Source organism: Kitasatospora sp. NPDC127035 (genome assembly GCF_042726075.1).
Classification (GTDB): Bacteria; Actinomycetota; Actinomycetes; order Streptomycetales; family Streptomycetaceae; genus Kitasatospora.
Genome location: NZ_JBHXDN010000012.1, coordinates 112,546 through 137,659, shown reverse-complemented (window position 1 = coordinate 137,659; position 25,114 = coordinate 112,546). Strand labels below are relative to the sequence as shown.

The window sequence follows — 25,114 nt, the reverse complement described above, 5'->3', positions numbered from 1 at the left end:
CCCCGGATCAGCTCGCGGAGGCCTGCGCCGTGGCCTGCGCCGGGGTCCCGGCGGCGAGCGGGCCGGAGAGCTGGTCGGCGAAGTCGTCGAGCGCGTCGGCCCAGTGGGCCGCGTACCCGGTGGCGAGCCGCAGCAGCTCGGCCGCGTCCTCCTCGCCCTCGACCAGCGCGGTCATGCCGGTCTCCTCGTCGCTGACCGACTTGGCGTGGCTGGTCTCGGCCTTGATGTGCGCGTCGATCCACACCAGCGCGTCGGAGTCCGCGAACAGCTTCTCCCCGCCGACCTGCACCTTGCTGTACACGCGCCGGAACGCGACGGCGATGTCCAGCGCGATCGCCTCCACCACCCGCAACTGGACCGCCGCGCCGAGCCGGTGGTCGGCGAGTGCGTCCATCGCCTCCAGCAGCCGGGCGACGCCCGCGGGCAGCGCCGGCGCGGACTCCTCGCCCGAGGCCTTCACCAGCGGCGCCACGATCGAGTCCGCCCACCACAGGTAGTGGATGCCCGCCGCTCCGCCCGGTGCCACCGCGCCGAAGTCGTCCGCCAGGTTGTCCAGGTCGTCGCCGATCACCCGGAATGCGGTCTGGAAGGCCGCGAGGGTCTCCCGCCCCGGGGCCTCCTGCGCGGCGAAGTGTCGGGCGGCCGCGCCGAGTCCGCCGATCGTGGTGAACATGAAGGCCTTGGTCATGGCCTCCCACTGCCGCGCCACGGCGAGTGCGTTCGCGGGCGGGACGTCGTCCACCAGCCGCGCGTTCGCGAAGAAACGGTTTCCGGGCCGGACCAGCCCCGCCGCCCGGACGATCGAGGAAACCTGTTCGTCAAGTGCCGTCTCACCAGGCATGATTGCTCCCCCTTTGCCTGTGCCATTTCACATGCCACACGTTAAATGGCATCTGAGGAGGTGTCAATGATTCCCGGAGGGGCGGGAGGACGGGCGGGAGGCCGTGGCGGGAAGGTGGTCGGGGGTGCGGAGCGGGGCGCGGTCGGGGGTGTGGACCGGGGCTTGGGCGGGTGCCCCGGGTGGGCGTGTGCCGTCGCCCCCGGGGCGGGTGGCGGCCGTGTGCCCGTGGGTGTCGGTCGACCGCGCTACGGGCGGACGGCGTTCGGGCCTTCGCGCCGGCCGGAGGGCGGTTGCGGTCGGCGGTTCCCGGCGGGCCGGAGGAGCTTGACCAGCCGGCGGTGGCCGGGGCCCCACTCGTACCCGAGAGCCGAATTGACCGCGATCATCGGGATGTTGGACGCCTCGACCTCGGTGCACGCGGTCCGCACGCCACGGGAGGCGAGGTGTCGGGCGGCGTGCAGCTTGAGCGTCCGGGCCAGTCCGCGCCCGCGCCAGGAGCGCAGGACGCCGGTGAAGTCGATGTGGCAGACGCGCGGGTCGGCGGTCTCGCGGACGGCCGTGACGCCGACGATCCGGCCGGCGGCCTCGGCGGTGAACACCCAGTCCGGGCGGCAGCCCTGGCCGGACAACGCCTCGGCGTGCCAGCGCTCGAAGCCGGGCACCGCGTCGGTGAAGCCCGGGTTGTCGCTCAACGTCTCGCGGTAGAGCCGGTGGAGCTGCCGGGCCGGCTGCGGTGCGCCGGAGGTGGCGAGCGTGCGGAGGTCGATGCCGAGGGGTGGCGGCGGGGCGAGGGTGCGCGGCTCCAGCCGGGCCGTGGCGGTGCGGATGTGGGCGTCGATGCGGTGGCCACGGGCGATGAGCAGATCGAGGAGTCCTGCGTGGCCGCTGCTGCGTGCGCTCCGGCCGCTGTCGTCGGTGCTGTCTCGCCTCTCGCCGTCGCCCTCGCTTCCGCCGGCGGTCCGGTGGGCGTCGGCTCCGTCGGCGTCGGGCGCGGCCCCGGCGGACTCGCCGTGGTCCGGCAGCTCGCCGAGCAGCCGGCGCGCGCCCGCGCCGTGGGCCCAGTCCTCGATCCCGTCGAGAAGGGGGAGCAGGAGCTCCGGAGCCCGGCCCGGCGTGCCGACGACGAGCGAGGCGACGTCGCCCGGCGGCGTCCAGGGAGCCCGCCATGCGGTCGCGAACGCGAGGAGCCCGCCGCTCGGCCCGGGATCCACCAGACGGATCCGGCCGTGCCCGATCAGGAGGCCGTCGGGGTCGGTGGCAAGGCTGCCGACGGGAGGCATCACCTCGTCCTGCGCCCGGAGCTCCGCCGCCGTGACCTGTTCCGGCCCGGCGGAGGACAGGAGCGCGGCCAGCGCCGGATAGTCGGTGGCGGGCCAGAACGGGCGGATCACGCCGTTCGCAAGATGCGTCACATGTGACACCTTACTGATGAATGTCGCGGCCCGTGCGGGAATCGGGCGAGTTCGCCCGGCGGCAGGTGCCCGCCCCCCTGTGCCGTGCTCCACCGGAGCGAGGGCGGGGGCGGGAGCGCCCGGTCGGCCGTGCGGGCGCGGCGGGTTGCTGACCGTGCCGTCCGGCGATGTGGTCTGCTGGGAGAGCGTCCGCCGGACGTTCGTGTCGCCATGCGCCTGCCGCCTCCGGGAGGGTCACCGATGCTCCGCCGCTCCGCCGCCGCCCTGCTCGCCCTGCTTCTCGGACCGGCCGCCGTCGTGGGCTGCTCCTCCGCCGCCGCGCCGGACCGCGCCGCCGACCCGGCACCCACCGGCACGCTCGTCGCCTCCTCGCCGGCCCCCGTGCCGACGGCCGCCGGGACGACACCCGCGACGCCGCCCGCGACCTCCCCGGCCGCCACGCCCCCCGCCGCACCGGCGGTGAACGTCCGGGCGACCGTCACGCAGGACCTCGACGCCCCCTGGGGCCTGGCCGTCCTTCCGGACGGGGACCTCCTCGTCGGCGAACGCGACAACGGCCGGATCGTCCGAGTCGCGGCCGACAGCGGCGCGAGGACCGACGTCGGCACCGTCGCCGGCGTCGCCTCCGGCGGGGAGGGCGGCCTGCTGGGACTCGCCCTCTCGCCCGGATTCGCCACCGACCACCGGCTGTACGCCTACCACTCCACCGCCGACGACAACCGCATCATCCGGCTGGACTACGACCCGACCCGTCCGGCGGGCGAGCAACTCGGCGCTCCCGAAGTCCTGTTGAAGGGAATCCCGCACGGCTCGCGGCACAACGGAGGCCGCATCGGCTTCGGTCCGGACGGCTTCCTCTACGCGGGTACCGGCGACGCGAGCGACAAGGCACTCGCCCAGGACCGCAACTCCCTGGGCGGCAAGATCCTCCGTCTCGCTCCGGACGGCGCACCCGCCGCCGGCAACCCGTTCCCCGGCTCGCCGGTCTGGTCGCTGGGCCACCGCAACGTGCAGGGCCTCGCCTGGGATCCCCAGGGCCGGCTCTGGGCCTCCGAGTTCGGTCAGGACGCCTGGGACGAGCTGAACCTGATCACTCCCGGCGGCAACTACGGCTGGCCGACCGTGGAGGGCGTCGGCGGTCGCCCGGAGTTCACCGACCCGGTCGCCCGGTGGCGTACCGCCGACGCCTCCCCGAGCGGCATCGCCTACGCCGACGGTGCCGTCTGGCTGGCCGCGCTGCGCGGCGGGCGGCTCTGGCGCGTCCCGCTCAACGGGGATCAACTCGCATCTGAGCCGCAGGAGTTCCTGTCGGGCGACTACGGCCGGCTGCGGACCGTCGTGGCCGACCGGGACGGCACGCTGCTGCTCGTCACCAACAACACCGACGGCCGCGATGAGCCGCGCCCCGGCGACGACCGCATCCTCCGCCTGACCGTCTCGTAGCGGCTCGCCGGGCCCGCCCTGCCGGCGGGACCCGTCTGCCGGTCATGCCTCTCCGCCCGGCCGCTCCGCCCGGCCGTTCCGCCGCCCCGTTCCGCCGCCCCGCGCCGGGCCTCCGGTCCGCGTCCCCGCTCCCCGGGGCGCCCGGCGTCCGTGCGCCGGGGCCGTTTCCCGCAGCTGTTCCGCGGCCGTTCCGCAGCCGTTCTGCGCTGCCGTTCTGTGCTGCGCTAGTTCATTCGTTCGAGGGGTTTGGAATCGGGATCCGCTCGGGGCCAGCCCCCGCCGGTCGCGTTGTCAGTGTGTCCCGTTACGTTCCTTCCATCACTGACCGACCAGCTGGGAGGAGAGCGGCCGTGGCGTGGGTGGATACGGGTGCGGGTGGCTATCAAGTCGCCCTCGACGAAGAGGGAAAGGTGCTCTGCCGGAATGCGGCGGGGCGTCCGCTGAAGAGCCTTCCGTCGAAGCTCAACGACGATCCGGTGGTGGTGGGGCTCAAGCAGCTCACCGAGTGGCTGGCCGCACACCGGCGCGGCTGCCTGGAGAGCGTCGAGCGGTGGATGGTCCGCTCGCTGCCGGTGCCCGCCGCCGTCGTCACGGCCGTCTGGGCCGACGAGGCCTGGCAGGAGGTCCTGCGCGACCTGGTCGTCACCGGCTCCGACGGCGCCGTCGCCGGGTTCCTGCGCGGTGCCGACGCCGAGCGCGGGATCGGCCTGGTCGACCTCGACGGCGACACCGTCCGCCTGACCGCCGACGAGTTGCTGATACCCCACCCGGTCCTGCTGGCCGACCTGGACGAGCTGCGCGAGTTCGCCGTCGAACTCGGCGTCTCCCAGCAGGTCCAGCAGTTGTACCGGGAGGTCTGGCACCGGCCTGCCGACACCACCGGCACCGAGGTCGACACCTACGCCGGTGGTCACTACGCGGCGCTGCGCGACCTGCTCGGCCGGTGCGCCCGGCTCGGCTACCGGGTCCGCGGCGGTCACGCCGTGCTGCCCGTGGTCGAGGACGGCCGCGCGCTGGAGGCCAGGGTCTGGGTCGGCGACTACTACGAGTACGACGAGTGCGAGACGGGCTCGCTGAGCTGGGCGGGCCCGGACGGCAAGGTCCTGCCGCTCGCCGAGGTCGGACCGGTCGCCTGGTCCGAGGGGACGCGGATGGCCGCCGCGCTGTACGCCGGCCGCACGATCGAAGGGGAGGAAGCCGAATGAGCACCACCGGAGCCGAGCGCGGGACCGCACGCGGGACCGAACTGAGCGAGCGCCTGCTGGACGCCGGGGCGGTCCTTCCGCCCGGTACCCTGCCCGGCGCCGGCGCGCCCGACGCCGTCGCCGACGTCCTCACCGCCCGCAGCTACGCCCACCCGGTGCTCGGCGAGCGCCGGATCGTCCGCCTGGTGCCCGGCGCGCTCGGTCCCGCCGAGGACCTCGCGGTGGACTTCCTCGGCCTCGTGCCCGCCGGGGAACCGGCCGAGGTCGGCCAGGTCCGGCAGGAGGCGCTCGGCTTCCCGGCCTGGGCGCTGGTCCACGACCCGGCCAACGGCCACCACGCGCTCGCGCTGGTCAAGGAGATGGAGCGGCTCGCCCGCCAGGCCAAGTCCAAGCCCGGCCACGCCAAGGACGGCTTCGAGGAGCTGGCCAAGCGGCTCGGCCGCGCGGTGCCGCACTTCCTGCCCACCTACTGCGAGCAGGTCGGTCGGATCTTCCTCGAACAGGGCAACCAGACCTACGCGAGCACCTTCTTCGGCAAGGCCCGCGACGCCGAGCGCACCCACAACCTGACCGTCGACGAGGAGCGGCTGCGCGCCGTCTTCCTGGAGTTCGCCCTCGCCGGCGCGCTCACCGTCAAGGCGCTCCGCCAGTACGTCAAGGAGCTGAGCGTCCGGCTGGACCCGGTGACCGCCTGGCAGCGGTTCAGCCAGCTCTGCACCGAGCGTTCGGCGGCCGGGATGGCCCCCTACGCGGGGGTCGCCGAGGACGCCCGGGCCCTGCTCCGGGCCGCCGGCCTCGACCGCGACGAGCACGAGCGGGTCCTGCTCGCCGAGCTGCTCGCCTCGCCCGCCGTCAACCGGGCACCCACCGCGTTCTGGAAGAGCTGGCACGACGCCGTCATCGAGCTCGCCCGGCGCGACGACACCGTCCGCGCCCGCCTGCTGGAGATCCTGCCCGACCCCGCGGGCTCCGACGACCGCGACGGCCAGGACACCGCCTGGCTCACCGTCCTCTCCGAGAGCGGCGCCGACCGGCTGCTCACCGACGTCACCGGTTCGGCCGCGCCCGCCGGTTCCGCCGAGCCGCTCGACGGCGGCGCGCCCGCGGAACCCGCCGCCGCCTGGCTTCAGCGCTGGGTGAACCACCTCGGCCGCGGCTGGCGCGATCGCGGCCTCAGCGCCGAGACCCTCGCCCTGGCCGCGCGGATGGCGGCGCGCCTGCGCGCCGAGGCCGTCCCGGTCGACCTCTTCACCGGGGTGCGCCGCAGTGCCACCCAGATCGAACTCCTCGATCTGCTGCTCGCCGAGGGCGTCCCGGTCGCCGACCCGTCCGACGGGCACACCTTCCACCTCTCCGGCTGGGTCCAGGCCTCCGGCACCGACGGGCGCGACCTCGCCGCCGTCGCCGCCGACGCCCGCTTCCGGCCGTCCCTGCGCGCCGCCGTCCCCGACGTCTGGAAGGCCGCCGGCACCAAGGGCGTGACGGCGGTACCGGTGCTGCGCGAGCTGTTCGTCGAGTGGTCCGACGCGCGGGCCGACGAGCTCGCCGCCGTCCGCGGCCTCTCGACCGCCGTCGGACTGCTGCGCGGGCTGTCCTCCAGCCGCGCCGCCATCCGCACCGAGAACCCGGCCGCCGCCGAGCGGATCGCCGCGCTCGACGTGGCCGGCCTGCTCGCCCGCAGCCTGCGCACCGGCATCCTCGACGAACTCGGCTGGCCCGCGCTGGAGGAGGCGCTCGCCCGGCTCGGTGTCAAGAAGAGTGAGGCCCCTGGCTTCGGCGACAGCAAGACGCTCCCCGAGGGCCTCATCCTGGAGGACGCCTGGCCGCACCTCATCCTGGTCCGCGGGGACCAGGCCCTCGTGGTCGGCGCGGAGGGCATCCTCCTCGAACACGCCGTCCGCATCCCCGACAAGCAGGAGTCCTGGCAGCGGCCCCGGTTCCGCTTCGTCGACGGCGAGCTGCTGGTCGCCTGGTTCCACGAGCGCAAGCAGCGCGCCTACTGGTCCAGCCGTCCCGCCGAGATCTTCGACCTCGGGGGCGCGACCATCGCCTACTACTACGGCGGGTCCCAGGAGCCCGACCAGCCGTCGCTCCCGCTGCCCGGCGGCGGCAGGAGCACCGGCGAGCGCCCGCTGCACCCCGGTGACACCCGGATGCCCGAGGAGTACCGGGTCCTCGGCGACGGCACCGGCTACTGGACGGTCCGCCACGGCCGCGGCACCGCCGCGCTCACCGAACTCGACCCGGCCACCGGCACCCTCGGCCGCGCCGCCGAACCGCCCCGGATCGCCGCCACCGCGGCCGCCGGCCGGCTCGACGTCCGGCGCACCCTGCTGCTGCCCCTCCGGCCCGGGCTGGAGGACACCCCGCTCGGCACGGACGGCTCCGCGGTCGGCAGCTGGCTCCGGGTCGAGGGCGGCCGCGTCACCACCGGTACCGCCGACGGCACGACCCTCGTCCTGCACAACACCAGGGACCACGCCAAGCTCTACCCGCTCGGCCGGCTCGGCCTGCCCGGTGGCGCCCACCCGCTGCTCGTCGAACTCCCCAACGACCACCTCGCCATCGTGCTGCCGACCGACGGCGCCACGGCCACGGGTACCGTCGCCGGGCCGGCCGTCGTCGAGGGCGACGCCGCCGGAGCCACCGCCGACGTCCGGTTCTGCCGCCCCGGTGGCCGCGGCGCCGCCGGCACCGCGCTGGTGCCCCCGCTGCCCTACTGGCACGTCCTGCGGCCGCGCGACGAGGAGGGCTCGCGCCACCTGCGCACCGTCACCGCCGAGCAGGCCGCCCGGCTGATCGACGCGGCCTGGCCGGTCGACGCCGAGCCCGTCCCCGAGGAGCGCCAGCTCTGGCTCACCACCCAGGGTGTGCGCCGCCGGCTGGTCAGCGGCAAGAAGGCCAAGAAGGGGCTCCCCGTCCAGGACGTCGCCGGGATCCTCCCCGGCATCGGGGACCGGCTGCTGCTCGCAGGGGTCACCGGGCTCGCCCGGACCGCCGCCGACCTGCTCGACACGATCTCCCGGTACGTCCCGCAGCCCGAGGCCGAGGCCGAGGCCTCCGCGGACAGCGGCACCACCGCCTTCGCCTACCGGCCGGAGCACGGCTCCGACTACGACCTCGGCGAGGCCGTCACCCTCCTGCTGCCGGACATCGGGGGCTTCGGCCGGAACTGGGAGCGGTCCGCCAACTGGCGCGTCCTCAACAACCTCCGGGCCGTCACCGCCGTCCTCGCCGCACCGCCCGCGGCCACCGGCGAGAGCTGGACGACGCCGCACCGGATCAAGCTGCACGGTGACGACAACCACCACGGCTGGCTGCACCTGCTCGGCCGGCTCGGCACCGCCGCCTACGCCGCCGCCGCCCCGCTCACCTCCGACGCCGCACGCGCCTCGCTCGCGCTGCTGCTCACCGAACTCACCGCCGGCCCCCTGGCCGACCGCGGCGCCACGGTCCGCGAGGTCACCCTCACCGAACCGCTCACCGACCCCAAGGCCACCAAGGGCAAGCACGAGAAGCGGGCCGGCCAGGTGTGGCGGCACGGCGAGCGCACCGTCGTCATCCTCGGCTGCCGCCACCACGAGAACGACCGGGTGCACTGGCTCGCCGTCGACCACGACCCGTCGGGAGCGTTCGGACAGGTCGCGCACTTCGGCGCCGAGCAGGAGCGCAGCACCGAGGAGACCCTCACCGCCGACTGGGTCACCCGCTTCACCGCCCTGCTCGCCCTGCACGGCGGCATCCCCCACCGGGCCGAGCGTGCCGCCGACTTCGGCGACCGCAGCGGCATCGGCGCCGTCCGCGCCACCCTCCTGCTCAGCCCCACCGCCGCCCTCGTCCAGTGGTACGGCGCGCCGCTGCCCGCCGACCGGCTCAAGGAGTACGGCCTCAAGTCCTCCGAGGCGAAGGCCGCCCGGGACTGGGTCCGCGACCGGGACCGGACCGTCCTCACCGACGTCTGGGCGGCCCTGCTGCCCGCGGACCCGGCGAGCCTCTGGACCGACGGCCCCGACACCGCGGCCGCTGCGGCGCTCTGGACCGAACGCCTCGGCAGGCTCGTCACCCTGCCCGAGGAGATCCAGGCCACCGTCAGCGGCGCCACCATCGCGCACATCGAGGAGATCCTCAACGTCGCCCGCACCCCGTGGCTCAGCCGCACCACCCGCCACCGGCTCCGCCCCGAGGAGGACGACGGCTCACTGCGCCTGCGCCCCGACGACCCCGCCGCCCTGCCGGCGTACGACAGCCTCACCGGCGCCGTCGACGCCGTCCGCTGGCTCGCCTACCACCTGCCCTACGAGAGCCCGCTGCGCCCGTCGCTGCCCGGGGCCGCCGTCGCGCTGCGCGCCCGCCTCGCGGACCCCGAGCTGCTGCTGAGCTACGGCTACGTGCAGACCGTCAAGGGCCGCCCGGTCTCCGAGGTGCTGCGCTCCCGGTTCGGCCTGCCCGTCGAGGGCGGCGCCGACACCGACGGCCTGGTCCGGTGCGGCGACGCCGTCGTCCTGTCGCCCGGCCACGGCGACGAGCAGATCTGGCTGCGCCCGGCCGGCCTCACCGGGGCCGACGACCCGGTGCTGGAGCTGCTCGGCGGCCTCGCCGAGGGCTACGGGTTCGCGGACCAGGTGCTCGCGATCCGGACGATCCTCGGCGGCGAGCTCGACCGGCTGGCCGCCCTGCCGGGAGCCGGACCGGCTCCGGACCCCGACGGGGCCGACGGGGCCGACGGGTCCGACTTGTCCTGGCCGCACCACCCGCAGGTCAGCGTGCCCGACCTCGTCGCCGAGGTGGCCAAGACCCACGAGCTCGGTGAGGACGCCGCCGCGCTCTACCTCCAACTGCTCGCCCTCCCCGACCCGACCGACCGCAACGCCGCCCGCTGGACGGGCTGGAAGCCCGCCCGCCTGAAGCGGGCCCGGGCCGAACTCGCCGGATCCGGACTGGTCCTGGAGGCCAAGCGGGCCCGGGCGGGCCGCACCCTCTTCCTCCCCGGCGGCTGGCAGGAGGCCAAGACTCCCGCCCTGCCCGCCGAGACCTGGAAGGCCGGGCTCTACGAACTGCCCACCCACCGGACCGCGCTGCCCCGCCACGCCGTCCCGGAGCTGTTCGCCCGGGCCTGGCAGCGCGTCACCGACGGGGACACCCCCGGCTACGAAGAGCTCCAGACCGGCAAGCGCAGGAAGGCCCGCCGATGACCACCCCCACCACCACGGAACCCGCGGCCGCCCGGCAGGTCGTCCCGCCCGAGGAACGCCACGCCGCCGAACTGGAGTTCCTCGCCGCCTACGACTCCGGCCCCCGGCCGCCCGGCTGGCGCCTCACCCCGCGCGCCGTCATCACCTTCGTGATGGGCAGCGACGGCGAGAAGCTCAAGGCGGGGCGGAAGAGCCTCGTCATCGAGCAGAAGTTCGTCGGCGAGCGGGCCCTCGTCGAGCGGTGCGTCGTCACCCTCGCCGGCGAGCGCGGCCTGCTGCTCGTCGGCGAGCCCGGTACCGCGAAGTCGATGCTCTCCGAACTCCTGGCCGCCGCCGTCTGCGGCACCAGCGCACTCACCGTCCAGGGCACCGCCGGCACCACCGAGGACCAGCTCAAGTACGGCTGGAACTACGCCCTCCTGCTGGCCAAGGGCCCCAGCCGGGAGGCCCTGGTGCCGTCCCCGGTGCTCACCGCGATGACCACCGGCGCGGTCGCCCGGGTCGAGGAGGTCACCCGGTGCCTCCCCGAGGTCCAGGACGCCCTGGTCTCGCTCCTCTCCGAACGGCGGATCGCCGTCCCGGAGCTGGCCGGGAGTCCGGACGGCCAGCTGCACGCGGTGCCCGGCTTCACCCTGATCGCCACCGCGAACCTGCGGGACAAGGGCGTCAGCGAGATGTCCGCCGCGCTCAAGCGACGGTTCAACTTCGAGACGGTCGGTCCGATCGGCAGCCTGGCCGCCGAGGTCGAGCTGGTCCGGCGTCAGTCCACCGCCGCGGTCGCCCGTGCCGGCGCCCCCTACGCGGTCGACGACGCGGTCCTGGAGGCGCTGGTCACGGCCTTCCGGGACCTGCGGACCGGCCGCTCCACCGAGGGCTGGGACGTCGAACGCCCGTCCACCGTGATGAGCACCGCCGAGGCCGTTTCGGTGGCCACGGCCCTCGGCGTCACCGCGGCCTACCTCCCCGACGGCGGCGACCTGCTCGGGCGCCTGCCCGGCCAGCTCATCGGGGTCGTCCGCAAGGACGACCCCGCCGACGGCGCCCGCCTGCTCGGCTACTGGGACGGCCCGGTCCGCCGGCGCGCCGAACAGGGCGCCGGCACCTGGCGCACGCTCTGGGACCTCCGCACGGCGCTGGAGTCGTGAGGTGACCGCGCACACCGCCACCGGGACCGGCGGCCTCCGGCCGGGCCCCGACGGCATCCGCCGGGCCTGCGGCGGCCACCGTCGCCGGGCCCGGTGCGCGGTGTGCGCGACCCGCACCGGCGCACCCCGCCCCGAAACGCCCACCGCCGCACCGCACCAGAGCCACCCGGCGACGGTCGGCACCGCGGCGGCTCCCCGTCCCCCCGGCCGACCCGCCCGCCCGGCGGCCCGGCCCCATCCAGATCCGTTCCACACCGGAGAGGTGAACACATGAGCAGCGCGGTGCTGCCCGACGAGGCGGGCGTCGACGACCCGCGAGGCGTGGTCGAGGCGGAAGCGGCCCGGCTGGCCGACTCCGGCCTCGGTGCGCCCGGGCCGTACCTGATCGGGGTGCGCCACCACGCGCCCTCGCTCAGCGCGGTCGTGCCCGCACTGCTCGACGCCGCCCGGCCCGAGGTGCTGCTCGTCGAGCTGCCCGCCGAGTTCCAGCCCTGGCTGGACTGGCTGGCGGACGAGTCCACCCGGGCGCCGGTCGCCCTCGCCGCCGCGCCCGGCGGCCCGGACGACGGCGGTGACGCGGGGCGCGGCGCCGGAGGGCTCGCCTTCTACCCCTTCGCCGACTTCTCGCCGGAGCTGGCCGCCCTGCGCTGGGCCCGCCGCAACGGCGTCGAGACGGTCGCCTGCGACCTGCCGCTCGCCCTTCGGGGCGCCGAGCGCGGTTCGGCCCCGGCGGCGGGGGAGCGGGCCGCCGCCGGCCCCCTGCCGGGGGTGGCCGACGCCCTCCGGCACCGCCTCACCGGCCGCGAGGACGACGACCTCTGGGACCGCCTGGTCGAGACGGCCGCCCCGGGCTCCGCACCGGAGGCCGTCCGCCGCGCCGCCCTGCTGGTCGGCTGGGCGCTGCGCCGGGACGCCCAGGACGGCCCCGGCGTCGACCCGTACGACCTGCGGCGCGAGGACTGGATGCGGTCCCGCATCGAGGAGGCCGCGGCGGGTGGACGCCGGGTGGCCGCCGTGATCGGCGCGTTCCACGCCCCCGCGCTGACGGCCGCCGGCCCGGCCGCCCCCGGGGACGCCGCCCGGGCCGCGGACCCCGCCGACCCGGCCCCCGCAGGCGGCGGCCACGTCGTCTCGCTGATCCCCTACACCTACCCGCTGCTCGACGCCCGCTCCGGCTACCCGGCCGGCATCCGCGACCCCGAGTGGCAGCACACCGTGCTCGACGCGGGCGGCGACCCGGACCGGCTCGCCGAGGCGCTCACCACGACCGCCGTCCGCATCTGCGAGGCGCTCCGCAACCAGGACCACCCCTCCGGCCCGGCCGACGCCCGCGAGATCGTCCGGATCGCCGGCGACCTCGCCCGGCTGCGCGGGCTCGCCGCGCCCGGCCGGGGCGAACTGATCGAGGCGGTGCAGACCGCCCTCGCCCAGGGCGAGCCACTGGGCCGCGGCAGGGCCGTCGCCCGCGCCCTGGAACGCGTCCTGGTCGGCACCCGCACCGGCCGGCCGGCGCCGGCCGCCCCGCGCAGCGGCCTCGCACCCGCCGTCGAGGCGCTGCTCGCCGAACTCGGCCTGCCCGGCCCCGGTGAGACCGCCGAGTCCGCCCCGCGGGATCTCCGCCTCGACCCGCTCCGGTCGTCCCTCGACCGGCGCCGCGAACTCCTCCTGCAGCGGCTCGCCGTCTGCGGCGTCCCGTACGGAGACCCGGTCGCCACCACGGGCGCGGGCGGTACCGAGACCCTCTCCACCCGCTGGCGCGTCCAGTGGACCCCGACCGCCGCCGCGATGCTCACCGTCGCCGGTACCCGGGGTGTCACCCCGGCCCAGGCGGCCGAAGGCGCCCTGCGCGAACAGCTGCGCCGTGAGCGGCAGGCGGACGGCCCGACCGCGCGCGAGGTCCTGCGGGGCCTGGCCGACGCGGCCGCCTGCGGGCTCCCCGCCCTCGCCGACTCCCGCCTCGCCCAGCTCACCGCCGTCCTCCCCGAGAGCGGGACCCTCCCCGAACTCCTCGACGCCCTCGCCCTCGTCGACCGGCTCAGCGCCGGCCACGTCCCCGGCCTCGCCCCGGACCCGTCCGGCACCGGTCACGACGCCGGCGGCGACGCCGATCACGACGCGGACCGCCCGGCGGTACCGCCCGGCCCCGCCCGGTCGGGCAGGGCCGAGGCTCTCGCCGCCGCCGCGGAGGTGGTGACGGTGGCCGCGGTCCGGCAACTGGAAGGGCTCGGCGGCTCGGACGAGCCGGCCGACGCCCGGGCCCTGGTGGAACTGGCCCGGCGGGCCGACCTCGCCGGGGGCCTGCGGCTCGGCCACGCCCTCGCCGAACTCTCCGACGGCGGAAGCCCGCTGGTCCGCGGCGCGGCAGGCGCGGTGCGGGTGCTGCTCGGACACGAGGAAGCCGCGGTGTTCGGCGGCCGGGCCGCCTCCTGGGTGGACGGGGCCACCGGTCCCGAGGCACGGCAGGCTCTGGGCCGGTCGCTGGTCGGACTGCTGACGGCGGCCGAGGGCCTGTTCGCGAGCGCTCCCGAAGTCCTCGAACCGGTGCTGGAACGGGTCGTCACCCTCGCGGACGACGCCTTCCTGGACCGCCTGCCCGCGCTGCGCGGCGGCTTCGACACCCTCAGCCCGGCCGCCCGCGACCGGTTGCTGACCCTGGTCGAGGAGCGGCTCGGCGCCCGTCTCGACGTCCTGCCCGAGGAGGTGCCGCCGGCCCTGCTCGCCGACTGGTCCCGGGCCGACCTGGCCGCCCGGGCCGCACTGGGCCGTCGAGGACTGCTCCCGGCGGCGCTCACCGCGCCGGACCGCGCGGGCGCGCACCCGGCTCCCGGCGGCACTCCGGCCCGCCCGTCCGGCGCGGCACCCGTCCCCGCCGCAGACCCGTCCGCCGACCGCCCGGCCGCTCCCGCAGCCGGTCCTGCGGCCGACCCCGCAGCCGGTCCCGCCCGTGCCCTCGGCCCTTCCGAGCGGTGGCGGCTCCTGCTGGGCCGGCCCGGCGACGGCGGCCTCGGCGGGCGCTCCGCCAGGCTCGCCACCGCCCTCGACGAGCTGTACGGGACGGGACACGGCGAGGGTTCCGGCCCCGGCCTGGACGGCCGGGGCGGCGGGAACCGCGGTGGACGCGAGGCGCCGTTCCCGGGCGTGCGGGAGTGGTCCGAGGAGCTCATCGCCCTGTTCGGGCCGGGTATCCGGGAGGAGGTCCTGGCGGCGGCCGTCGAACGGGGCCGGACCGACGCCCTGGCGGCGATCGACCCCGGCGCCGTCCGCCCCTCCGTGGACCTGCTGCGCACCGTGCTGGAGCACGCGGGCGGCCTGCCCGAGGCCCGGATCGCCGGACTGCGCCCGCTGGTCCGCCGCCTGGTCGACGAGCTGACCCGGGAGCTGGCGACCACGCTGCGCCCGGCCCTCACCGGGATCAGCGTGCCGCGCCCGAGCCGCCGCCCGGGCGGCGGGCTGGACCTGCACCGGACGATTCGCGCGAACCTCGCCACCGCCCGCCCGGCCGAACCGGGCCCGCCCGGCAGCCCCGGCGGCGGCCTGGTGATCGTCCCGGAGCGGCCGGTGTTCCGCACCCGGGCCCGTAAGGCGTCCGACTGGCGGCTGATCCTGGTCGTCGACGTCTCCGGCTCGATGGAGGCCTCGACCGTCTGGGCGGCGCTGACCGCGTCGATCCTGGCCGGGGTGCCCTCGCTGAGCACCCACTTCGTCGCCTTCTCCACCGAGGTGGTGGACCTGACCGACCGGGTGGAGGATCCGCTGAGCCTGCTCCTGGAGGTCCGGATCGGCGGCGGCACGCACATCGCCGCCGGCCTGAAGTACGCGCGGGAGCTGGTGACCGTGCCGTCCCGCACGCTGGTCGCGGTGGTCAGCGACTTCGAGGAGGGCGGCCCGATCGGGGGGCTGCTCGCCCAGACCCGGGCGCTGGTCGACTCGGGCTGCCACCTGGTCGGCTGCGCCGCGCTGGACGACACCGGGACGGCACGGTACTCGAAGGCGGTCGCGGGCCGGCTGGTCGCGGCCGGGATGCCGGTGGCGGCGCTCAGCCCGCTCGAACTGGCCCGCTGGGTGGGGGAGAAGGTCCGATGACGGAGACGGGAGCGGTGGGAGCGGTGCAGGAGACCGGGGCGGACTGGCCGGCGATCAGGCCGGAGGTGGTCGCCGAGGTGGTGGCGGGGCTCTCGGCCCGGCTGCAGAAGCGGCTGGACAGCGCGGCGGCCAAGTTGGCGGGCCGCCCGGTGGAGCGCACCGGCGACGACTGGCGGATCGCCGTGGACGAGGAGGCGGAGCTCGTCCTGCACGCCCCGGGCGGGGTGATCGCCGATCAGGCCGACGTCCGCTGCGGCTGCCTGCTGGCACCCGCGTGCGTGCACCGGGCGGCGGCGGTCACCGTCTGCCCGATCACGGACGAGGAACCGGCCGGGAGACCGGGCGCCGGAGGCGCCGGTACGGACGGGGCGGGGCCGGCCGCCGCGGCCCCGCCCGCCGGCACTCCGGTCGCCGCTCAAGGGACCACTGCCGGGACCACTGCCAGGACCACTGCGGGGACCGCTTCCGGGACCGGTGACGGCGCGCCCCCCGACGTCCTCGCCGCCGCCGAGGTGGCCGCCGTGCACCACCTGCACCGGGCGGGCGCCGCCGTCCTGGCGGCCGGCGTGGGCGGCGCCGGCGCCGTGCTCCAGGCGGAGCTGCTGCGCGCGGCCCACCGCGCGCGGCTGGCCGGGCTGTACCGGCCGTCGGCCGCGGCCGTGGCGGTGGTCACCCGGGTCCGGGCGGCCCGTTCGGGGGAGCCGGACCACCGGCTGGCCGACCTGGTCGCCGCCCTGCGCGAGCTCCTCGGCCTCACCACGGCCCTGGCCGACGCCGCGTCCGCCGCCCCGGCCGGTACCCCGTCCGTCGTCCCGGTCGGCATCGCCGGCCTGCGCGGCACCGCCCGCCAGGCGTACGGCGAGGCAGGCGGTCTGCGGTTGTACGGGCTGTTCAGCGAGCCGGTACTGACGCCCACCCATGCGGGTGCGGTCACCTGGGCGGTCGACGCGGGCGGCGGCCTGCACACGATCGCCGAGATCATGCCGCACGCCGACGCGACGACGGCGGCACCGCAGGCGGTCGGTGCCGGGAACCGGGCGATCCGGCTGGGGGACGCGCTGCTCAGCCACCGCGAGTTCACCCGGGCCGGTCTGGCGGTCCAGGGCGCCACCCGGTCGGCGGGCGGGCGGCTCGGCGCGGGTGCCGCGGTCCGCGCGGTCCGCGCCTCGGGGGCCGCGTGGACGGCGGAGCCGATCGCCAGGCTGTGGGCCGAGCCGCCCGCCGCGCAGGTGGAGCGGGCGCTCGCGGCGGCGGCGCTGCCCCCGGAGGGCAGGCCCGCCGGGAGCGAGCTGCTGTTCCTGGAGGTGACGCTGATCGGTGCCGTTCCCTACGGGCCGGGCGGGGCACTGCAACTGCTGGCCGACTGCGGCGGGGCCGTCGTGGTGCTCCGCGCCGCGCACGACCACCCGGGGCTGGCCCACCGGGGCAACCTCGCGCTGCTCGCCGCCGCTCCCGGGCTGCGGCTGAGGGTGGTCGGCCGGCTGGAGCGGGCGGCCCGGCCGGAGCTGCGGCTGCTTGCGGTCGGGGCGCCGGCGGACGGTCCGCACCCGGGCGAGCCGGCGCTCGCACTGACCGACCGGGCGGACCGGGTCAACCTGGGTCTGGAGCGGCTCCAGCGGGCGGATCTCGTCCTCCCGGCCGAGACCCCGGCCGAGACCCCGGCTCCGTCCTCGACCCCGTCCGGCGCGGAACCGGAGGGCGCGTCACGCCTCACCGGAGCTCCTTCCGCCCCCGGCCCCCTGGCGGCCCTCCCGGACCGGGAGGGCCCCGCGGCCCCGGTCCACCTGCTCACCCGCCGGGTCGAGCAGGCGGTGACCGGAGGCCGGGCCGCGCTGACCCTCACCGTGCGGACGGCCGACGGCGCGCGGTCGGTGGACGGTGACCGGGCACGGCTGCGGTCGGCGGGTCTGGCCACCGGTGCCGCGCTGCTCGACGGGCTCCGTTCGGCGGCTGCGGACCAGCCGCGCGACGTCTTCGGCCGGGTGGTCGCGGACGACCACGAGGCGTTCGCCGTGGCCTGGCTGGCAGCCGCCTGGTACGGGGAGGAGCTCGCCTCGGCGCTCTGCGCGACCGCCTGGACGTCCGCGATGTCCGGGCCGGTGCCCGCCGCCGGGCCGGTGCCTGCCGGGGAGGGGGCGTCCGTCCATTCACAGCTGTCATCCCAGCCATAAGGGGAGGTACTTGCACAAGCAGGTAAACGGCGCCGAATGGCATACTGGGAGGACATGAAACGTTCGACCGGTCGTCCTACCGCCGACCGGCTGTGGACGACCGGCGATGGCAGGACCGTCGCCAGAGGGACGACCGGCAGCAGAGAGGCTCCAGCCATGGGTATCCAGGACGATGCCGCCGAGATCCGCGCCTGCGGCTGGCGCACGCTCGCCGCGTTGCACGGTCAGATCGACACGGCGCTGGAGAAGGCGCTGCAGGCCGAGCACCGGCTCTCGGTGGTCGAGTACACGGTGCTGGACGCCCTCTCCCGGCAGGACGGCTGGCACATGCGGATGCAGCAGCTGGCCCGGGCGGCCGCGCTGAGCAGCAGCGCGACCACCCGGCTGGTGACGCGGCTGGAGGACAGGGGGCTGCTCAGCCGCTACCTCTGTGCGGACGACCGGCGCGGCATCTACACCGAGCTGACCCCGCAGGGGCGCGAGCTCCTCGCGGCCGCCCGGCCGGTCCACGACGCGGCCTTGGAGGCGACGCTCACCAAGGCCGCCGACGTCCCCGAGCTGGCACCCCTGGTCCGGGCCCTGTACGAGCTGGAGCTGACGCCTGCGGCCCCGGTCAGGACCTGACCGGGGCCCGGCCGCGAGTCGTCCGTCGGCGCCGCGCCGCGCCGCGCGGAAGCCGCGCGGCCCGTCAGCGCTGGGCGGCGAGTGCTTCCCGGTGGACCCGGTCGAGGAGGGCGAGCAGGAGCTCCTTGCTGGAGGCGCGGTCCCGCACGTCGCACAGCACCACCGGGACGCCCGGGTCGAGGTCCAGGGCGCGCCGGACGTCCTCGGGGGTGCAGTCGCGGCGGCCGTGGAAGCAGTTGACCCCTATGGCGAACGGGATGCCGCGCTGCTCGAAGAAGTCCACGGCGGCGAAGCTGGACTCCAGCCGCCGGGTGTCGGCCAGCACGATCGCGCCGAGCGCACCGAGGGCGAGGTCGTCCCACATGAACCAGAACCGGAACTGGCCCGGCGTGCCGAACAGGTAGAGCACCAGGTCCTCGCGGACGGTGATCCGGCCGAAGTCCATCGCGACGGTGGTCGTGGACTTGCCCTGGATCCCGTCGAGGCTGTCGACCCCGATGCTGGCGCGGGTCATCCGTTCCTCGGTCTGGAGCGGTTCGATCTCGCTGACCGAGCCGACCATGGTGGTCTTGCCGACGCCGAAGCCGCCGGCGACGAGGATCTTGACCGCGCCCGGCACCAGGCTCTGGGTCGTCACGTCGGGTCTCCTGGGAGGGAACTGAACGGAACACGAATGAACGGGGGACTGCGACGGCCGCGGGGACGGCCGGGCGGGCGACGGCCGGTCAGAGCCGGCGCACGCCCTCGATGACGGCCCGGATCAGCGAGATGTCCGGCGCCTCGGCGAGCTGCACGGGTGCCCGGGTGAGGATCATCCGGGCCTCGGCGAGGTCGTCCAGCAGCACCTTGACCACGCTCACCGGGAGGTCCAGGCTGGCCGCGATCTCGGCCACCGCCAGCGGGCGTTCGCGGCAGAGGTCGAGGATCGCGGCCGGTTCGGGCGTCAGCCGGCTGGTGTCCGTGCGCGCGTCGGCGGTGACCACCAGGGTGATCAGAGCGAACCCGTCACGGACCGGTCCGGTGCGCCCGTTGGTGATGGCGTAAGGACGGACCAGATGGCCTGCGTCCTTGTCGAAGAACCAGGCCTCTTCGGCGTCGACGGTCACGCACTGCCACCCGCGCCCGACAGGCCGGCGTCGCTGCGCGGCGCCGCCGTGAGGTACTGGCCGACCTGCTTGACCAGCATGTTGATCTCGTAGGCCATCAGCCCGGCGTCGACCGCCTCGCTGGTGAGGACGGCGAGCCGGGCGCCCTGGCCCGCGGTCGTGACGAACAGGAACAGCTGGTCCATCTCGATCACGGTCTGCCGGACCCGGCCGCCGTTGAACCGGTGCCCGGCGCCGCGGGCGAGGCTCTGCAGGCCGGAGGCGACGGCGGAGAGGTGCTCGGCGTCGGCCCGGTCCAGGCCCTGGGAGAGCCCGACCAGCAGGCCGTCCTCGGAGAGGACGATGGCGTGCCGGGTCTCCGGGACCCGCGCCACCAGCTGGTCCAGCAGCCAGTTGAGGTCGCGCTGGGTGTCGGTGTGCTGCGTCATCACTGCTGTTCCTTAGCTGCGGAAGGTGCGGCCGGTGCAGAGGGAGTGGCCGGTGCGTCCGAGTCGGGTGCCGCCGCACGGGCGGTACGGGTGCCGCGCTGGATGGCGGCCATGGTCGCGCGCGAGCGCTGAGGCATCAGGTCGTCGGCGGCCGGGGCCGCCGGTCCGGTCCGGCCGAACGGGTTGTCCCGGCCCTGGGCCGCGGCGCCGGGGCCGGTGGCCGGGGCGCCGGGGTGGGCCACCGGCGGAAGCATGGCGCCCGGGGCGTGGGCCTCCCGCAACTGCTCAGCGAGGCTGGCGTTGCGGACCCGCTGGGGCAGGACGCGGGGGGTGCGCAGCTCGCCGTCGGGGCCGTGCTCCGCGGCCTCGTCCTCGGCCCGCTGGTGCGTCGGCGTGCGGGGCGCGGCGGGGAGCGCGTGGCTCCCGCTGCCGTCGCTGCGGTCGGAGCCGGCGCCGGGAGTCTCCGCGGAGCCGTTCTCCCACGGCCCGGCGGGACCGGCCGACGGACCGGCGGCCGGATCGCCCGCCTGCTGCTCCTCGTACGGCAGGGGCAGCACGGGTCGTGGGACGACCACCGCACCGGGCAGTCCGGGGATCTGCGCACCCACCTGCAGACCGCCGTTGACGGCGGGGTCGTTCTCGCCCCGTGCGCCGCCCATGGGGTAGCGCGCGAGCAACTCGCTGATGGCGAGCCCGCCTTCGCCGCCGGTCGTTCCGGCGACCGGGACGCCGTTCGCGGGCGTCCCGTCCACGAGCGGGGCCTCGTGCCACTCGGGCCCACCCGCGACCTGGCCGGGAACGGCCTGGCCGGGAAGGACGTGGCCGGGGAGGACGTAGCCGAGGTCGCCGGTCACCGCGGTGGTGTCCGCGGTGGTGTCCGCGCTCCGGCCCACGACCGCGCCCGGCGCCGAGTCCGGTGCGCCGCCGGAACCGGGCGTCGGCCCGGTGCCCAGCAGCCCGCCGAGCACGCCGGCCAGGGCCCCCGACAGCTCCTCGTCGATCTCGCCCAGGTCCGCGTCCGGGCCCGGCAGCGGCTCCGGTACCGGAGTCCGGGTGACCCGGGCCCCGGCCGGCAGGCCGGGAACGGAGGCCGCCTGCTCGGCCTGCTCCAGCAGCACCGCCGGAACCAGCACCACGGCCCGCGTCCCGCCGTAGGGGGAGGGGCGCAGGGTGACCTGGATGGCGTGCCGGGCGGCCAGGCGGGCGACCACGAAGAGGCCGAGCCGCAGGTCGTCGCCGAGCGCGGAGACGTCGAGCTCGGGAGGGTTGGCGAGGTAGTCGTTGAGGCGCTCGTACTCGTCCTCGCCCATGCCCAGGCCGCGGTCCTCGACCTCGACGGCCAGGCCCTTCGGAACCTCCTGCGCGGAGACCTGGACCTGGGTGTACGGCGGGGAGAAGGTGGTGCCGTTCTCGATCAGTTCGGCGACGAGGTGGATCACGTCGGCGACGGCCTGGCCGCTGAGCGAGGAGCGGGGCACGCCCTGGACGACGACCCGGGCGTAGTTCTCGGTCTCGGAGACGGCGCTGCGCAGCACGTTGACCATGGGCACGGCGTTGCGCCAGCGCCGGGCGGGCAGGGCGCCGCCGAGGATGACCAGGTTCTCGGCGTTGCGCCGCATCCGGGTGGCGAGGTGGTCGACGGCGAACAGTTCGCGCAGCAGCTCGGGTTCCTCGTGCTCGCGCTCCAGCGCGTCGAGCATGCTGATCTGGCGGTGGATCAGGATCTGGGTGCGCCGGGCGATGTTGAGGAAGACCTTCTTCGTCCCCTCGCGCCCCTGGGCCTGGTGGATGATGGCGGCGACCGCGGCCTGACGGACCGCGGCGAGGCCGTCGGCGGTCTGCTGCACCTCGTCGCCGACCCTGCGGGCGGGGGCCCAGGCGGGTGGGGACGGGACCGACTCGCCGGACTGGAGCCGGCCGACCACCTGCGGGATCTCGTGCTGGGCGATCGCGAGGGTGTCCTCGCGCAGGCCGGAGAGCCTGGCCGGGAGGGAGCGCGCGACGCGTATGCCGCGGACCAGGCTCCAGAGCAGGACGGCGGCGAAGACGGCACTGCCGGCGTACAGGGCGGTGGTGTCTCCGGAGTCGCGCAGCAGGTAGGCGGCGTAGCCCCAGGCGGCGGCGAGGCCGAGGCAGGGGACCAGCGCGAGCGCGAGGAGCGAGCTGCGGAGGGAGCCGGACCGGCCGGCGCGGTGGCCCGTGCGGGGGGCCGATATGCCTGGCATCTGATTCCTTGTAGCAGGGCCGAACGGCGGGGTCGCCCGTGTGCGGTACCGGCCGGGGCTTCGGGGGTGCCACGACCGGCGGGTCCCGGAAGGGTCGCCGACGTGGATGACGCGGTGTCACCGTCCGGACGGGTGCAGCACGGCCGCCGACTGCAGGCACGCTACCAGCCCCAGGTGCCCTCACTGCAACATCAACTGACGATATGTAAACGGCCGGTGACGGATGGGTCCGTTCCCGGACGGACCGTCGGGCCGGGGATCGCCGCTGGTCAGCGGAGCTCCGGGAAACGCCGGACGGCCTTCCGGCGGCCGAGGGGTGGTCGCCGGAAGGCCGTCAGGGACAGGTCAAGGGCGCCTGTTCCGAAGAGTCGTCCGTTTCGCCGGAAGAGATCCCGAAGGAGCCCCTCCGGGCTCCCGGCCGGTCGTCGCCGGTGCGGTTCAGCCGGCCAGCGGCATCCGGAACACCGCACCGACCTCCGCGGCGGCCTCGGCCGCCGCCTCGCGCTGGGCCAGTTCGGTCCAGGCCCAGCTGGCCAGGCCCGACAGTTCGGCGGACCACTGCTTGCCGTAGGTGCCCGAGGCCACCTGGCCGAGCCGCAGCCGCTGGATGTCGGAGGTGCCGGCCGGCGGGTAGACGTGGGTGGCGTCGCGCAGGTAGCGCTCGATGTTGAACTCCGTCTGCAGGCCGCGGGCGGCGTGGATCTCCATCGCGTTGCGGGCCGAGTCCAGGGCGTACTCGGTGTTGACCAGCTTGGCGTTCATCAGCTCCGCGTCGCACGCCTTGCCGTGGTCCAGCAGGTGGGAGGCGTGGTAGGCGGCGAGCTTGGCGGTCATCAGGCGGGACTGCATCTCGCCCAGCTTCAGGGCGATGTTGGGCAGCTGGGAGAGGGGCTTGCCGTAGAGCATCCGCCCCTCCGCGAACCGCACGGTGTCCTCGACGATCGCCACGTGGATGCCGAGCGCCACGGCGGCGAGGTTCAGTCGCCCGTACAGGGTCGAGGAGGAGTAGGCGACGTCCAGGCCCTGGCTCTCCCGGCCGAGCCGGTTGGCCACCGGGATCCGGCAGTCCTCGAAGAGGATCTCGCCGAAGCTGAAGCCGTGCAGGCCGCTCTGCGAGCCGAGCGTGCCGGTGCGGAAGCCGGGGCGGTCGCTCTCCACCAGGAAGGCGGAGAGGCCCCGGCTGCCCTTGCCGGTCCGGAACACCACACCGTGCACGTCGCCGATGTGCGAGTTGCCGACGAACCACTTGCGGCCGTTGAGGACGTACTCGTCGCCCTCGCGCCGGGCGGTGCCGGTCATGCCGAGCACGTGGCCGCCGGACTCCGGCTCGGTGACGGCGATGGTCGGCAGTGACTCGCCCGAGGCGAACCTCGGGAGCCAGTGGCGGCGCTGGACGTCGTTCCCGAAGTGGATGACCTTGGCGACACCGAGCTGCGAGGCCTGGGCCATGGCGCCCATCGCGCCGCTGACCCGGGACAGCTCCTCGACGATCACGGTCTTCGCGAGGTGGCCGAGGCCCAGCCCGCCGAACTCGCGGGGGATGGTGACTCCGATCCAGCCACGACGGGCGATCTCCCGGGACAGTTCGAACTCGACCCGGCGGTCGGCCTCCATTCTGGCCACCTGTGGGCGTATCTCCTTCTCCGCGAACTCCCTTACCTCCGCTCGGAGGTATTCGTGTCGCTCGTCGGTGAAGTAGTCCATCGCCATGCCCGGGTCCTCTCGGATCGTCTGGTGGTCGTGCCTCCGTCCGTGCAGCCGATCCGCTCCGGTCGCCCAGGCGTGGGGGTGGGTGGCGGCCGGTTGCCCCATTGCAGCCGGTGCGCGCGGAGTATCGGCGATGTCCAACGCTGCCCGAAGGAAACCACCGTTTTCGGCAGGGCTCATTGTCATATGTGGCTTGGTAGTGCTCCATAGTTGATCTTCGATTGGCGAGATCCTGATCATCCGAGTTCGACCGAGGATTGAGATGGCCGCAGGAGGGGGAAATGATCCAACCCGCTTTCCCGGGTCGACCACGTCGCCGTCCACATGCGCCTTTGACTGAGCATCAGCAAGCTGGATGTGGTGGGCCGGGAGCGCGGAAAGCGCCGCATGTCTGATTACATGTGCGCCATGACTGATGTGATGAGCACTCAAGGCCAGTTCCCGGGTGCCGCCGGGGAGTCCGAGCGGACCCGCAGGCTGCGCAGCCTGGGTCTCAACGAACCGACGGCGGACGAGGCCTTCGACCGCTTCGCCCACTTGGCCGCCAGCATCACCCGCGCCCCCATCGCGATGGTCAACTTCATCAACGACGAGCGCCAGATGTTCCGGGGGCTCTACATTCCGCCAAACTCCGCCGATGTCACGTCCGACGGAGGTGCCTCCTGGGCGGATCGCGGGATCGCCTTCGACCTCCCGACCCGCGAGATGCCGCTGAGTCACGGCTTCTGCCCGCACGTCGTCGCCCAGCGCTCGCCGCTCGCCCTGGACGACATCCTCGCCTACCCCCGGTTCGCCGGTAACCCGGTCGTCGACGAGCGGGGCGTCCGCGCCTACCTCGGCGCCCCGCTCGTCGACGACACCAACACCGTCATCGGCACCGTCTGCGTCCTCGACCGCGAACCCCGCCAGTGGGGACGCGAGCGGCTGCGCGACATCCAGCACCTCGCCGAGGCCCTGCTCTCCGAGATCCGGCTGCGCGACAACCTGCTCGCCCAGCAGCAGGAGATGTTCGCGGCCTTCGACGGCTCGCCCTTCCCGATCATGCTCACCGACGGCCCCGGTCAGGAGATCCGCTACGCCAACGCCCAGCACGCCGACATCTTCGGCGCCCCCGCGGCGTACGGCACGATCGGCCAGGCCTACCCGCAGCTCGGCATCGCCGGCCTCCAGCAGGCGGTCTCCGAGGCGTACCACACCGGCCGCACCACCGTGCTCAACGACGTCCGCATCCAGTCCGCCCGGCCCGAGGCCCAGCGGATCCAGCAGATCTTCAGCTTCACCTGCACCCCGCTGCGCACCGCCCGGACGGGCCAGGTCAACGGTGTGCTCACCGTCGGCATGGACGTCACCGCGCAGTCCCGCACCGAGGAGGAACTGGGCACGCTCGCCGCGCTCCTGGTCGACCGCCTCCAGCAGAACGGCGCCGCCCCCGCCGTCCGTCCGGGCCTCGGCGCCGGAGGGACCGGGCTGGTCCTCCCGGGCTGACACCGGGCCGGTACCACCGTGGCGGGGAGCCTCTCACCCCCGAGGAG

General features: G+C 75.5%; 15 protein-coding genes. 8 read left to right on the top strand and 7 right to left on the bottom strand.

Going from position 1 to position 25,114, the window contains the following annotated elements; genetic code table 11:
• Nucleotides 1-7: 7 nt before the first annotated feature.
• Together ACFWIC_RS10980 and ACFWIC_RS10975 are read right to left on the bottom strand one after the other, a co-directional pair.
• A complete protein-coding gene (locus ACFWIC_RS10980; protein WP_329950862.1) occupies nucleotides 8-841 on the bottom strand; it encodes a DUF6202 family protein in 834 nt (277 codons plus the stop codon).
• 245 nt (nucleotides 842-1,086) lie between these two features.
• Nucleotides 1,087-2,253: a GNAT family N-acetyltransferase gene (locus tag ACFWIC_RS10975; protein WP_380517767.1), complete on the bottom strand. Its 1,167-nt coding sequence runs from the start codon at nucleotides 2,251-2,253 to the stop codon at nucleotides 1,087-1,089.
• Between the two features lie 240 nt (nucleotides 2,254-2,493).
• Here ACFWIC_RS10975 and ACFWIC_RS10970 point away from each other — a divergent pair, with 240 nt between their 5' ends.
• The 7 genes from ACFWIC_RS10970 (at nucleotide 2,494) to ACFWIC_RS10940 (ending at nucleotide 18,116) form a co-directional block, all read left to right on the top strand.
• Nucleotides 2,494-3,696, top strand: a complete 1,203-nt coding sequence (locus ACFWIC_RS10970) for a PQQ-dependent sugar dehydrogenase (RefSeq protein ID WP_380517764.1) — start codon at nucleotides 2,494-2,496, stop codon at nucleotides 3,694-3,696.
• A gap of 350 nt (nucleotides 3,697-4,046) precedes the next feature.
• Entirely contained in the window at nucleotides 4,047-4,901 is an 855-nt protein-coding gene (locus ACFWIC_RS10965; protein WP_380355459.1) for a DUF4132 domain-containing protein, read from the top strand.
• Nucleotides 4,898-10,093 (top strand): hypothetical protein, encoded by a 5,196-nt coding sequence (locus tag ACFWIC_RS10960; protein WP_380517761.1) that lies wholly within the window; start codon nucleotides 4,898-4,900, stop codon nucleotides 10,091-10,093. The genes ACFWIC_RS10965 and ACFWIC_RS10960 overlap by 4 nt, the downstream gene beginning before the upstream one ends.
• On the top strand, nucleotides 10,090-11,238 hold the full coding sequence (locus tag ACFWIC_RS10955) for an AAA family ATPase (protein ID WP_380517758.1): 1,149 nt from the start codon (nucleotides 10,090-10,092) through the stop codon (nucleotides 11,236-11,238). Before ACFWIC_RS10960 ends, ACFWIC_RS10955 begins: the two co-directional genes overlap by 4 nt.
• 270 nt (nucleotides 11,239-11,508) lie before the next feature.
• Nucleotides 11,509-15,321 (top strand): DUF5682 family protein, encoded by a 3,813-nt coding sequence (locus ACFWIC_RS10950; protein WP_380517755.1) that lies wholly within the window; start codon nucleotides 11,509-11,511, stop codon nucleotides 15,319-15,321.
• On the top strand, nucleotides 15,318-17,492 hold the full coding sequence (locus ACFWIC_RS10945) for a hypothetical protein (RefSeq protein WP_380517752.1): 2,175 nt from the start codon (nucleotides 15,318-15,320) through the stop codon (nucleotides 17,490-17,492). Before ACFWIC_RS10950 ends, ACFWIC_RS10945 begins: the two co-directional genes overlap by 4 nt.
• A 156-nt stretch (nucleotides 17,493-17,648) precedes the next feature.
• On the top strand, nucleotides 17,649-18,116 hold the full coding sequence (locus ACFWIC_RS10940; RefSeq protein WP_329878223.1) for a MarR family transcriptional regulator: 468 nt from the start codon (nucleotides 17,649-17,651) through the stop codon (nucleotides 18,114-18,116).
• A gap of 64 nt (nucleotides 18,117-18,180) precedes the next feature.
• On the opposite strand, the gene ACFWIC_RS10935 is transcribed toward ACFWIC_RS10940, so the two are convergent.
• From ACFWIC_RS10935 to ACFWIC_RS10915, 5 genes are all read right to left on the bottom strand, one after another.
• On the bottom strand, nucleotides 18,181-18,753 hold the full coding sequence (locus ACFWIC_RS10935; RefSeq protein ID WP_329878221.1) for an ATP/GTP-binding protein: 573 nt from the start codon (nucleotides 18,751-18,753) through the stop codon (nucleotides 18,181-18,183).
• Between the two features lie 88 nt (nucleotides 18,754-18,841).
• Nucleotides 18,842-19,222 (bottom strand): DUF742 domain-containing protein, encoded by a 381-nt coding sequence (locus tag ACFWIC_RS10930; protein WP_329878219.1) that lies wholly within the window; start codon nucleotides 19,220-19,222, stop codon nucleotides 18,842-18,844.
• Nucleotides 19,219-19,650, bottom strand: a complete 432-nt coding sequence (locus tag ACFWIC_RS10925) for a roadblock/LC7 domain-containing protein (RefSeq protein WP_329878217.1) — start codon at nucleotides 19,648-19,650, stop codon at nucleotides 19,219-19,221. The genes ACFWIC_RS10930 and ACFWIC_RS10925 overlap by 4 nt, the downstream gene beginning before the upstream one ends.
• The gene (locus tag ACFWIC_RS10920; RefSeq protein WP_380517748.1) at nucleotides 19,650-21,875 is read right to left on the bottom strand and encodes a sensor histidine kinase; all 2,226 of its coding nucleotides are present in this window, start codon (nucleotides 21,873-21,875) and stop codon (nucleotides 19,650-19,652) included. Before ACFWIC_RS10920 ends, ACFWIC_RS10925 begins: the two co-directional genes overlap by 1 nt.
• A gap of 438 nt (nucleotides 21,876-22,313) precedes the next feature.
• Nucleotides 22,314-23,585, bottom strand: coding sequence for an acyl-CoA dehydrogenase family protein (locus ACFWIC_RS10915; protein WP_380355478.1), 1,272 nt, complete (start codon nucleotides 23,583-23,585; stop codon nucleotides 22,314-22,316).
• Between the two features lie 405 nt (nucleotides 23,586-23,990).
• Between ACFWIC_RS10915 and ACFWIC_RS10910 the strand changes: the two genes are divergently transcribed.
• A complete protein-coding gene (locus ACFWIC_RS10910) occupies nucleotides 23,991-25,067 on the top strand; it encodes a GAF domain-containing protein (protein ID WP_380517745.1) in 1,077 nt (358 codons plus the stop codon).
• Nucleotides 25,068-25,114: the final 47 nt, after the last annotated feature.